This is a genomic window from Rhodomicrobium vannielii ATCC 17100 (assembly GCF_000166055.1).
In the GTDB taxonomy this organism is placed as follows: Bacteria; Pseudomonadota; Alphaproteobacteria; order Rhizobiales; family Rhodomicrobiaceae; genus Rhodomicrobium; species Rhodomicrobium vannielii.
Genome location: NC_014664.1, coordinates 765,297 through 776,702 on the forward strand (window position 1 = coordinate 765,297; position 11,406 = coordinate 776,702).

The following is an 11,406-nucleotide window of genomic DNA, read 5'->3' on the forward strand; positions in this document are numbered from 1 at the left end:
CACGCCGGTAACCATAGGCCGATGCAGATACGGAGCGCCGTTGCCGCGCCCAAGCCCGGCGTTCATATTCGACCTATGCGTATATTTTCGACAGCACTCGTCTTGTTTCTTTGCCTCGGCGTCGGTGGCCTTTCGGCGGCGGAACGCGTTGCGGTCTTCGATTTTGAAATGATCGACGCGAATTCCGACACCGCGAGCCTTGGCAGCCGTCCCGAAGAGGCGCAGCGGCTCAAGGCGGCGGCCGCCCGGTTGCGCGAAGCCCTTGTCCGCTCCGGCAAGTTCGAAATGGCGGACCTGACGCCGGTGGAGCCGTCTGCGCGTGCCTTCAACCTCAGCGCGTGCAACGGGTGCGACGGCGCGCTTGCCCGTAAGGTCGATGCCGTGATTTCCATCACCGGATCGGTGCAGAAAGTACAGGATGTCCCGCGCGCCATGGCTGTTTTCGTCCGCGACGTGGAGACCGGGAAGCTTCTTGCAAGCAAGAGTGTCGATATACGCGAGGACACGGACGACGCCTGGAAAGGGGCGGTCGATGAACTCGCCGCGACCTGCGTTCTTCCCCTGAATCTCGAAGACAACTGAAGTTTGCGGTTAAGTGCGCCCGATCCGCCGGTAAACGAAGGGTGGCGGGGCGGCGGCGCTCGCCTCGGCAAACCCGGCCATCAGCCCGTGATGAGGCGAGAGGCTGCACGCTGGGTCCGTGGCTTCAGCGTCGCCCGTGAGCGCGAACGCCTGACACCGGCACCCACCGAAATCGACCGCCTTGCGCGGGCAGGAGCGGCACGGCTCCTTCATCCATTCATCGCCACGAAAGCGATTGAACGCCGCGCCGTCATACCAGATTTCAGCGAGCGGCTTGTCCCTCACCGTGTCGAAGGGCAGGGGAAGGATCTCGGCGGCGTGGCACGGCAGAACCTTGCCGGAAGGCGTGATGGTGATGACGTCCTTCGCCCAGCCGCCCATGCACGGCTTCGGGAATTGCGCGTAGGTGTCGGGCGTTACGTAGTCGATGTTGAGCAAGCCCTTCAGCCGCTCGCGCGCTTCGCCGACGATGGCGGCTTCTTCGAGGACGGCGTCATAATCCGGCACCAGCGCCGCGCGGTTCTTCGCCGCCCAGCCGTAATATTGCACATGCGCGATTTCGAGTCGGTCCGCGTCGAGTTCAAGCGCAAGCTCGATCAACGCGGCCGCCTGCCCGATATTGTGGCGGTGCGTCGGCGCGTTGAGCGTCAGCGGAAGACCCGCCTCGCGCACCCATCGCGCCACATCAAGCTTCCGCGCGAGGCTTCCCGTGTAATTGCCGATGCGGTCGGACATCTCGGCGTCGAGCGCCTGAAGGCTGAGTTGCACATGATCGAGACCGCAATCGGCAAGCCGCGCCACGCGTTCGCGGGTCTGCGTCACGCCCGCCGTGATGAGGTTCGTGTAGACGCCGCGCGCCGAGAGCGCCGCCACGAAGTCATCGAGGTCCGCCCGAAGTGTTGGCTCGCCGCCCGACAGGTGCACCTGAAGCACGCCGAGGTCCGCCGCCTGCTCGAACGCGGAGCGCCAACCGCGCGTGTCGAGTTCATCCGCCGCCTTGAGGAGGGTCAGCGGGTTCGAGCAATAGGGGCATTGCAGCGGGCAGCGATGCGTCAACTCCGCGAGCAGGCCGAGCGGCGGCCCGGCGCGCGCGGCGGCGTTGGACGTCACAGCGTCAGCAGGCGCAAATCCATCCATCCCTGTATGAACTCCAGCACATCGGCTTCAATGGTCTCGACGGGTGCGGCGTACTCGGCGGCGAGCGTCGCAGACATGGCGGCAATGGTTCGCTCGCCGTCGCAGAGCTTCAGGATGTCGACGGCGATGTCGTCCGGCCAGTAGACCCGCTCCGGCGCGAGCACAGCGTGTCGCCCGCGCACCGGATCGAAATGCAGGCGCACATGCCTCGGCATTATTGGCGCGCTGCGCGCCGATACGAGAGGCCGCGTTCGCGCCAAGCTCGTCATGGACGGAAAGCTCCGGGCGCGATCAGCCCCGGCTCGACATAGGCGAGATGCAGCGCATCGAGTTGCGCCCAGAGCACCTGCGTCTTGAACAGAAGCGCGTCCACAACCGCCTGCTGCGCATCCGCCGTGCGCGCGTGCGCCCTCACATAAGTCAGCGCGAATTCTACGTCGCGCGGGGCCTGACCGAGTCGTCGGGTGAAATAGCCCATCATCGCCTCGTCGATGAAATCGTAATTAGCGAGCATGCCGGAGATGCGCTCCGAGTGGATGCCGGGCGCAAAGAGTTCGGTGAGCGAGGACGCGATGCCTTCGAGTAGCGTCTTCTCGCGCGCGAAATTCAGATAGGCGTCGCAGGCGAAGCGCGTGCCCGGAAGGATGCCGCGCGTGGACTCGACATAACCGCGCGGCAGGCCCAGCGCGTCCGTCAGGCGAAGCCAGCGCACGATGCCGCCCTCGTCGTCGCCGATGCCGTCGTGATCGAAATAGCGCTGCCGCCATTCGAGGCGCATGGCGCGGTCGGCCATCTTCGAAATTAGCGCCGCATCCTTTCGCGGGATCGTCGCCTGGTAATAATAGCGGTTCAATGCCCACGCCTGCACCTGCGGCTTCGAGAGCTTGCCGCCATGCAGCAGCTTGTGAAACGGGTGCAGATTGTGATAGCGGCGCGCGCCGATTTCGCGGAGCAGTGCTTCGAGGCCGTCCGGCGATAACCCGGCTGCGGGAACCGTCGTGTCAAGATCGGGCGCGGTCGCGCTTGCCGCATTCGGTTCCGCCGCGCTCATGGTTCGGATGCCATGCCGGTAAGTGCCACGTTCAGACCTCCGCGAGTCCGCCTCCGCCGCTGCCCGCGCAGCGGCGCTCGGTTGGCATAAACCCGCCGGGCCGACTTGGTGCCATTGCCGCGTCCTAAGGCTTTGTGGTGCGGTGGATTTTGGTGCGCCGCTTACGCGAGCGCGAAGAAGCGCGACGCCTTGTCGAAATCGTCGGAGCGGCGCTTCAGACGCTCGGCGGCGTCAAAATCCTGGCCCCATTGCGCCGCCTGCCACGCCTCATCGACATGCGCCGCTGCCCACGTCGCCGCCAGATCGAGGAATCCATCCACATGCGCGATCGCGAGCAGCGCCGAGCCGGTGAGCGTCGTCATCATGTGCAGCGCGGCGAGCCGGAACGGCCCGTAGGCGGCGACGGCGTTGCGAATGGCTTCGAGCGACGCGGGCGGCTGCGCGACATGGCCGACACCCTCGGCCACCTCGAACGTCGCGCCATATTTCTCGCGGATGAAGGCGAGCACCGGGTTCCAGGCCTCCGCCTGCCGGGTGGCGAGCGCGGCGGGAAAAGGCGCGCGATAGCACAGAAGGTCGCTCGCCGCGAAGGACACGATTTCGTCCACGACCTCGGCTTCGCGCGGCGCGACTGCGTCGGCGGCGCTGTTCGCAAGCCGCGTGAAGAACAGGCTGTGCGGCGCGATGGTCTCGCCTTGCTCGTTCCATTCCCCGGCGATGGCGTCGGCGAGGCCCCGAGTCGGCACGGCGAGCGCGCGGCCGGCGGGCGTCTTTATGGTGCGCCCGTCGAGGTGGATCTGGAACGCGCCGTCGTGCTCGGCGACGGTGGCGTCTTTGTAGAAGCGTTTGAGGGTCTTCTGTTCGGATGCGGTCATCGTTCGTCCGTCAGAGTTTGTTGCGGCGCGCCGCGCGCCAGATGCGCCAGAACCGGCCCAGCGGGTTGAGCGTGACGCTGTCCCGCAAGGGGTGGAAGTTTGGCGCGGCCATCGCCTGAAGATAGGGCTCGACGAGCGCCAGAGGAAGGAAGGCCGCGCGTGCGTGCGGCGCGATGTTGGCCTGCTTCACGCGAAAACGCTGAAGGGCTAACGCAGCGTCGGCGCGCAATTCGGTAAGTGCGGCCCTGAGTTTGGGGCTGACCTCGCCGAGCGCCATGGCTTCGAAATCGACGCCTTTCGCTTCAAGGAGCGCGAACGGCAGGGGCAGGCGACCGTGCGCGACGGAGAAAGGCAGCGCGCGCAGTGTTTCGATGACGCCGAGCGCAAGACCTGCCTCGCGGGCGGCGTCTTTCGTGGTGTCGCTTCGGTCGCCAAGCGCTGCTGCTGCGAGTTCGAACAACGCGCCTTGGGAGTCTTCGATGAGGCCTGCGAATTCCGCGTTGTCGGCGGGGCTGTCGCCGAACAGTTCGGGCACGCGCGCGTCGACCATGGCGAGGAGACGCTCGCGGGGCAGGTTATGCGCGGCAACGGCGGCTTTCAGCGCGTCGGCGACGGGGTTGCCGGTTTTCTCGCCCGTGGCGCCGGACTCTATCGCATCCCGCCACCATTTGAGGCGGATCTGTCCGGCCAGCGGCTCGCGCGCGACCGCAAGCACGTGGTTCAACTCGGCGTTGAAGGCGTAGAGAGCGAGAAGCGCGGGGCGGGCCGCATCGGCCGCGAAAAGCGCGCTCCAGTAGCGGTCGCGGTCGCGCGTGCGGACGAGTTCCGCCGCGCTCAGGTCGTCGGCGCGCGTGTCGGCGGCGGGCGACATGCGGGTCAGCCTCTCGGGATCGGGAGCAGCGCGGCGGTAAAGCGGCGACGCTCGGCGATGAGCACATTGTAGGTGCGGCAGGCCGCTGCGGTGTCCATCGTTTCGAGGCCGAGGCCGCGCTTTTCGATCTGCCGCGCGAAGGCAGGCGAGGCGAAGCGCAGGCTTGCGCCGGTGCCGTAGAGGAGGAAGTCGCCCGGCGTTTCGCGCGTATCGAGGAAGCGGAGGATATCCGCCTCCCGCGAGTCTTCGGGCGCCGTCCACGCGAAGACTTCGGCGGTCGAGATGAGGAGCGCCGCATCGCGGATCGTGCCCGCGAATTGAAGCGTGCCCCCCGGCGTCAGCGAGACAGGTGCGCGCGGGCCAAGGCGTATCAGGGAACCGCTCATTGGCCGCGCTCCCGTCAGCGGCGCTTGCCGCGTCCGGCCTTGCGTCCCGCAGGCGGACGGTAACCGGATGGCTTTGTAGCGACCCGCGCGGGGGTCGGAGTTTCGACCTCAGGCGTGTCCGTCGGCTCAAACGCATCGGCTTCGCTCGCCTCGACGGCCGGGCGATTTTCGGGGCGGGACGGAGCGGGCTTGGCAGCTTTGGACGCGGGAACGCCCGGCTTTGCGCCTGCCTTCTCGACGCCGCTCCAGTCGCGCTTGACACCGATGAGGATCAGGAACGGCGCGGCGATGTAAACCGATGAATAGGTTCCGATCAGCGTGCCGAAGATCATCGCGAAGGTGAAGCCGCGGATGACCTCGCCGCCGAAGATATAAAGCGGGATCAGCGCCATGAGCACGGTGGCCACGGTCATGATCGTGCGCGACATCGTCTCGTTGACGGAGAGGTCGAGCAACTGCGGGAGCGGCATCTTCTTGTAGCGGCGTAAATTCTCGCGGATACGGTCGTAGATGACGACGGTGTCGTTGATCGAATAGCCGAGGATGGTGAGTAGCGCCGCGACGATGGTGAGGTCGAAGTCGAGTCCGAACAGCGACCACAGTCCGATGGTGATCATCACGTCATGCACGAGCGCGATGATGGCGCCGAGCGCGAACTGCCACTCGAACCGAAACCACACATAGGCGAAGATGCCGAGATTGGCGAGAACGAGCGCCCAGATCGCCGAGTTGATCAGCTCCTTCGAGACGGTGCTGCCGACCTGCTCGCGGCGGAGTTCCTTCGTTCCTTGCGGGAGCGCGGCCAGAACCTTGTCGGCGGCGACCTTCTGCGCCTCCGGTCCGCCTTCCTGCTCCGGGAAGCGGATGAGAAGCTCGTCGTCCTTGCCAAAATTCTGGATCTGGATCTCGCCAACGCCGATTTCAGTCAGCGTCGTGCGCAGCTTGGCGGCTTCGGCGGCGGTGGGCGTCTGCACCTGCATCAGCGTGCCGCCCTTGAAGTCGATGCCGAAGTTCAGCCCTTGGATGAACAGAAGCACGACCGTGCCGACGATGCCGATGATCGACAGCGCGAAGCAGACCTTGAAGTATTTGACGAAGTGGAAGTTCGTCTTCTGCGGGAGGCGGAACAGCGGTTTCAGCAGCATGGCTTGGCTCGTTCGGCGCTAGAGCAGGCCGCGTTCGACGCGGCGTTGCTCGACAATAAGAAACTAGAGTGTCGTTTTTGACTCTCTAGATGTGAAGGGCGGTCGGGCGCGTCTGGCGCAGCCATGTCGACACCATCAGACGCGTCAGCGTGATCGCGGTGAACAGCGAACTCACGATGCCGAAAGATAGCGTGACCGCGAAGCCTTTCACCGTGCCCGACCCGAAAGCGTAGAGGATCAGCGCGGCGAGAAGGGCGGTCAGATGCGAGTCGATGATCGTCGCGTAAGCGCGGTCGAAGCCCGCCTCAATGGCTGAAATCATGCCTCGCCCGGTTCGCAGTTCCTCGCGTATGCGCTCGTAAATGAGCACGTTCGCATCCACTGCGACGCCCATGGTCAGCACGATACCGGCGATGCCCGGCATGGTCAGCGTCGCGTGGAACAGCGAAAGGCAGGCCATGATGATGGCGATGTTGACGGCCAGCGCGATCACGGAGAATACGCCGAACAGCCCGTAAGCCGAGATCATGAACAGCGAGACAGCCGCGAAGCCGACAGCGGCGGCGATGGAGCCCGCGTCGATGGAGTCCGCGCCGAGGCTTGGGCCGACGGAGCGTTCCTCGATAATGGACAGCGCGGCCGGAAGCGCGCCAGAGCGCAGCAGCAGCGCGAGGCGGTTCGTTTCCTCGACGCCGAAATTGCCCGTGATCTGGCCGCGTCCGCCCGGAATTTCGGAGCGGATGACGGGGGCCGAGATCACCTTGCCGTCGAGGATGATGGCGAAGGGCCGGCCGATATTTTCGCGGGTGACGCGAGCGAACGCCGCCGCACCACGGCTGTTGAACTCGAAATCGACCGCGCGCTCGCCCACACCGCCCGCGCGGCTGTCATAGCCCGCATAGGCGTTCACGAGGTCGTCGCCCGAAACGATCACTTCCTTATGCACAAGCACGAACTGGCCCGGCCGCTCCTGATCCGGCAGAAGCTGGGAGTCCGGCGGCACGCCGTGGTCTTTCGCGTCTTCCGCCGACATCGACGAGTCGACAAGCTGGAAGGTGAGTTTCGCCGTGGTGCCGACGCGGGACTTCACCTCGTCGGGAGCAAGGCCCGGCACCTGGATGAGGATGCGATCCTTGCCGTTTGCGCCGCCCTGCGCCTGAATGGTCGCTTCGGTCGTGCCCTGCGGATCGACGCGTCGGCGGATGACTTCGATGGAGCGCGAGATCGCGTTTTCGATGCGGCGCTGAATGCCTGCCTGCGTCGGCTCAAGCGTGATGACGCCCGGCTGTGTGGACTGCACGGCGACGTCCATTCCTGTATCGCCGCCGGAACTCGTCAGCAGCGACGTGGAAAGCGGCTGCGCCAAAGTCTTGAGCTTCGTCAGCGCGGCGTCCGTATTCGCCGGGTCGCGCAGGTTTACGCGCACCTGATTGCCCGCGATGACCACGCCCGAATGAGCGATCCGCGCTTCGCTCAGCGACCGGCGCGATTCGGTCTGGATGGATTGCAGCCAGTCCTTTTTCAACTGCGCCGTGTCGATCTGGTAAAGCAGGTGCGTGCCGCCGCGAAGGTCGAGGCCGAGCGGCATGCGGGGAAGCTGCGCCCATGAGGGCAGGCTCTCATAGGTCGAGAGCGGTATCACGTTCGGCAGCGCGAAGATCACCGACGCGACGGATATGAGAATCGTCGCCACCGCGCCCCAGCGCGAAAAATGCAACGTGAATGCGCTCATCGACCCTGTTCCCCTTGATGCGCTGCGTACTCAGGCTGCGCGCTTACGCAGCCGTCTTGTCGCCGTTCGCCCCGGATTCGGCGGGCGATTCTTCCTTGTCTTTCGACGCGTCGCCCTTTACAGGCTCGCCCTTGCCGCGAACGTCGGTGATCGTGGACTTCAGCACGCGCACCTGCACGCCATCGGCGATTTCGATCTTCAGCTCGCCGTCGGCTCCGATCCGCGTCACCTTGCCGATGATGCCGCCCGCCGTCACGACCGTATCGCCGCGCTTCACCGCGTCCAGCATCGCCTGATGCTCCTTCATGCGCTTCTGCTGCGGACGGAACACCAGCAGATAGAAGATGACGAAGACGAGGATGAGCGGGAACAGCATGCCGAAAATATCGCCGGCTCCGGCGCCTGGCGCTTGGGCGTATGCGGGAGAGATCATAGAGAGGACTCCGTGATGTGCGGAAAAGAACGGGCGCGAGCCTTTCGCGCAGAAGAACGTGGCTTTCTTATAATGGCTCGCGCTGATATGGCAACTTCTGCGCCGTTGCGTCCGTGGCTTAATAGCGCATAGTTTCTCGTTCTTCCACATCGGCGCGCCAACCTTGCGCTTTTTTCATCCACAACCGCGACCTGACCATGCCCGACACACCGCATTCGCTCGAACCGCTCCTGACCCGCATCGCCGAGGCGCTGGAGCGCCTTGCTCCCCCGGAGGAGCGCAAAGAGACCTTCGCGGCGGCGGACGCCTTCGTCTGGCAGGCCGAGGGCGGCCGCTTCCTCGCCGTTCCGCATGTGAACCGGACACCCATCGCGCTTCTCAAGAGCGTCGACCGCGTGCGCGACAAGCTGCTCGACAATACGGAGAATTTCGCGCGCGGGCTTCCCGCCAACAATGCGCTGCTCTGGGGCGCGCGCGGCATGGGCAAAAGCTCGCTCGTGAAAGCGGTGCATGCTGAAGTTGCCGCAAAGCACGCAGCCAAAGGCGCGTCTGCGCTGAAGCTTGTGGAAATCCACCGCGAGGATATCGAGAGCCTGCCGCGTTGCCTGTCGCATATGCGCGAAAGCCCGCATCGCTTCATCGTGTTCTGCGACGACCTTTCTTTCGACGCGGACGATACGGCCTATAAATCGCTGAAGGCTGTGCTTGAAGGCGGCGTCGAGGGGCGCCCGCAGAACGTGCTGTTTTACGCCACGTCGAACCGCCGCCACCTGATGGCGCGCGAGATGGTGGAGAACGAGCGCTCGACCGCCATCCATCAGGGCGAGGCGGTGGAAGAAAAGGTTTCGCTGTCGGATCGATTCGGGCTGTGGCTCGGCTTCCATAATTGCTCGCAGGCCGATTATCTCGCGATGGTGGAAGGCTACGTGGCGCATCACGGGCTGAAGATCGCGCCGGAGGATCTGAAGGCGCAGGCGCTCGAATGGGCGATGACGCGCGGCTCGCGTTCGGGGCGTGTGGCGTGGCAATTCGTGCAGGATCTGGCGGGGCGGCTCGGGCAGACGCTCAAAGATTGACGCACGGCGGAACCACGCAGGCGTCGGCGCTTTTCCATTTTTATGGAGAACACTGAAAAACTCGATTGCATCGTGATCGGCGGCGGCCCTGCGGGGCTGACTGCGGCGCTGTATCTCGCGCGCTTCGAGCGGCGGTTCGTCGTCATCGACAAGGGCGAACCGCGCGCGGCGCTCATCCCCGAAAGCCACAATGTGCCGTTTTTCGCGCAAGGCATCGGCGGGGTGGAGATGTTGCGCCGCGCACGCGATCACGCCGAGACCTATGGCGCGCGTATCCTGTCCCGCGAGGCGACAGCGCTTGCAAGCGATGGAGACGGTTTCACGGTCGGCTTGCGCGACGCTAACGGCGGCGAGCGGACGCTTCGCGCCCGTTTCGTGCTGCTCGCGAGCGGCGTCGTGGACATCCCACCAAGGCTTGCCGACGTGGACGCGGCGGTTCTCTCCGGTCTCGTGCGCTATTGTCCGATTTGCGACGGCTACGAGGCGAAGGGCAAGCGCGTCGGCGTCATCGGGCGCGGCGCGTGTGGATTGGGCGAGGCGAAGTTCATCGCCCGCACGTGGGGCGCCGATGTTACGCTGCTTTCGCTCGACGAGCCGCTATCGCCCGAGCACCCCAAACTCAGCGCACTCGCCGAACACGACATCGATTTCGTGCCGGTGCCGATTCGCTCCCTTGCCCGCAGCGGCGACGGCATCGAGGCGCTGGGCTACGATGGCGCGGTCCATCGGTTCGACATCGTTTATTCCGCCATCGGCTGCGATTATCGCTCCGGCCTCGCCACTGCGCTCGGCGCGGCCGTCAACGAGGCGGGCGCGCTCAAAGTGGCCGCGCATGCGGAGACGACCGTGCCGGGGCTTTACGCGGCGGGCGACGTGACCGAAGGGCTCAATCAGATCGTCGTCGGCATGGGGCAGGCGGCGCGCGCCGCGACACACATCCACAATCGTTGCTGACTTATGCGCCGGGCCATTATCGGCGTTGTGCCGCAATTCCGGCGCGTTTTCGTCCGCTTACGGACACGCTGGGATAAACAAGAATTAAGCCGCCTCAAGAACCGCCACGCGTTGAATGACGCGCTGCCGTTCCCAAGTTTCGCTCCATCACAGCATAGAGGGACTACCATGCTCAGAATTTCCATGGCCGCCGCCGCGCTGGCCTTGTTTGCCGCCGCCCCGATGGCCTCTTCCGCCGCCGAAAAGACGCTCGCGCTCAAGAGCAACGAAACCTCCGACATCATGCCGGTCTACGGCGTGAAGGACTGCAAGTCGTTGCTGACCGGCACACCCGAAATCGAAGTGCTTCAGGGCGCGCCGGAACTGACGCTCTCGGTTCGCCCGGACAAGATCCTTCCGCCCGGCGGCAAGTGCAAGGAGAAGGTCGACGGCGGCGTGATCGTGGCCAAGGTCGGCAAGGTGGAGAAGCCCTTCGACGGCCCGCTCACCTTCCGCGTGAAGTACAAGACAAAGGACGCCACGCGCCAGTCCGCGCACACCTACGACCTCAAGCTTTTCCCTTGATCGCTGGCTGCCGCTGCCTCACTCACAAAAGAGACAGCGGCAGCTCCGTCGTGCTCTTCACCTCCGAAATCGCCATGGACGAGTTTGTGAACTGCACGGACGCGACCTGGCTCAGATGTTTGCGGAAGAAAGTCTCGTAGGATTCCGTGTCGCGCGTGATGACGCGCAGCAGATAGTCCGTCTCGCCGAGCAGCGTGTGGCACTCGACGACCTCGGGAAAGCGGCGAATCGCGTCCTCAAAGGCGGGCAGCGTGCGCTGGCCGTGCGCCTGAAGCTTCACATGCGCGAAGACCATCATGTTGAGGCCGAGCTTCTTGCGGTCGAGGATGGCGACGCGCCGCTGGATGATGCCCGCCGCCTCCAGCTTCTCGATACGCCGCCACACCGACGATTGCGAAGCGCCCGCGCGGGCGGCAATTTCCGCCGTGGATAGCGACGCGTCGGCCTGAAGCAGCATGAGAATGGTGCGGTCGACGGGATCGAGCGGGTAAGCGGCGGTGCCGGGCATGGATGCATCTCCTCTGCGGCCTATTAGCGCGATTGCGCCTAAAATATGCTCTCAATCGCGTTTTGTGAAAGCCTTAATCCGACGCTCGCAAC

General features: G+C 64.9%; 14 protein-coding genes. 4 read left to right on the forward strand and 10 right to left on the reverse strand.

Features of this window, described 5'->3' with window-relative positions; genetic code table 11:
* The first annotated feature begins 75 nt into the window (after window positions 1–75).
* Window positions 76–582, forward strand: a complete 507-nt coding sequence (locus RVAN_RS03400; RefSeq protein ID WP_169309512.1) for a DUF3280 domain-containing protein — start codon at window positions 76–78, stop codon at window positions 580–582.
* A 9-nt stretch (window positions 583–591) separates the two neighbouring features.
* Here RVAN_RS03400 and pqqE read toward each other — a convergent pair whose 3' ends face one another.
* The 9 genes from pqqE to yajC form a co-directional block, all read right to left on the reverse strand.
* Complete coding sequence (pqqE, locus tag RVAN_RS03405; protein WP_013418364.1) at window positions 592–1,719, reverse strand: pyrroloquinoline quinone biosynthesis protein PqqE; 1,128 nt, start codon at window positions 1,717–1,719, stop codon at window positions 592–594.
* Complete coding sequence (gene pqqD, locus RVAN_RS03410; RefSeq protein WP_245258028.1) at window positions 1,689–1,934, reverse strand: pyrroloquinoline quinone biosynthesis peptide chaperone PqqD; 246 nt, start codon at window positions 1,932–1,934, stop codon at window positions 1,689–1,691. Before pqqD ends, pqqE begins: the two co-directional genes overlap by 31 nt.
* Before the next feature lie 50 nt (window positions 1,935–1,984).
* A complete protein-coding gene (pqqC, locus tag RVAN_RS03415; RefSeq protein ID WP_013418366.1) occupies window positions 1,985–2,770 on the reverse strand; it encodes a pyrroloquinoline-quinone synthase PqqC in 786 nt (261 codons plus the stop codon).
* Between the two features lie 161 nt (window positions 2,771–2,931).
* Window positions 2,932–3,645 (reverse strand): ATP12 family chaperone protein, encoded by a 714-nt coding sequence (locus RVAN_RS03420; protein WP_013418367.1) that lies wholly within the window; start codon window positions 3,643–3,645, stop codon window positions 2,932–2,934.
* Window positions 3,646–3,655: 10 nt separating this feature from the next.
* On the reverse strand, window positions 3,656–4,516 hold the full coding sequence (locus RVAN_RS03425) for a phytoene/squalene synthase family protein (protein WP_013418368.1): 861 nt from the start codon (window positions 4,514–4,516) through the stop codon (window positions 3,656–3,658).
* Between the two features lie 5 nt (window positions 4,517–4,521).
* Complete coding sequence (locus RVAN_RS18665) at window positions 4,522–4,902, reverse strand: Mth938-like domain-containing protein (RefSeq protein WP_013418369.1); 381 nt, start codon at window positions 4,900–4,902, stop codon at window positions 4,522–4,524.
* Between the two features lie 14 nt (window positions 4,903–4,916).
* Window positions 4,917–6,047 carry a protein translocase subunit SecF gene (secF, locus tag RVAN_RS03435; protein WP_013418370.1) on the reverse strand — a complete coding sequence of 377 codons (1,131 nt, stop codon included), beginning with the start codon at window positions 6,045–6,047 and terminating at the stop codon, window positions 4,917–4,919.
* A gap of 85 nt (window positions 6,048–6,132) precedes the next feature.
* Window positions 6,133–7,779, reverse strand: a complete 1,647-nt coding sequence (gene secD, locus RVAN_RS03440) for a protein translocase subunit SecD (protein ID WP_013418371.1) — start codon at window positions 7,777–7,779, stop codon at window positions 6,133–6,135.
* A 43-nt stretch (window positions 7,780–7,822) separates the two neighbouring features.
* Window positions 7,823–8,212, reverse strand: a complete 390-nt coding sequence (gene yajC / locus RVAN_RS03445; protein ID WP_013418372.1) for a preprotein translocase subunit YajC — start codon at window positions 8,210–8,212, stop codon at window positions 7,823–7,825.
* Window positions 8,213–8,409: 197 nt separating this feature from the next.
* On the opposite strand from yajC, the gene RVAN_RS03450 reads away from it, so the two are divergent.
* The 3 genes from RVAN_RS03450 to RVAN_RS03460 all read left to right on the forward strand — a co-directional run bounded on the left by RVAN_RS03450 (window position 8,410) and on the right by RVAN_RS03460 (window position 10,806).
* Entirely contained in the window at window positions 8,410–9,288 is an 879-nt protein-coding gene (locus RVAN_RS03450; RefSeq protein ID WP_013418373.1) for an ATP-binding protein, read from the forward strand.
* Window positions 9,289–9,330: 42 nt separating this feature from the next.
* Window positions 9,331–10,242 (forward strand): NAD(P)/FAD-dependent oxidoreductase, encoded by a 912-nt coding sequence (locus RVAN_RS03455; RefSeq protein WP_013418374.1) that lies wholly within the window; start codon window positions 9,331–9,333, stop codon window positions 10,240–10,242.
* 168 nt (window positions 10,243–10,410) lie between these two features.
* On the forward strand, window positions 10,411–10,806 hold the full coding sequence (locus RVAN_RS03460) for a hypothetical protein (protein ID WP_013418375.1): 396 nt from the start codon (window positions 10,411–10,413) through the stop codon (window positions 10,804–10,806).
* Window positions 10,807–10,828: 22 nt separating this feature from the next.
* Here RVAN_RS03460 and RVAN_RS03465 read toward each other — a convergent pair whose 3' ends face one another.
* Entirely contained in the window at window positions 10,829–11,314 is a 486-nt protein-coding gene (locus tag RVAN_RS03465) for an Lrp/AsnC family transcriptional regulator (protein WP_013418376.1), read from the reverse strand.
* Window positions 11,315–11,406: the final 92 nt, after the last annotated feature.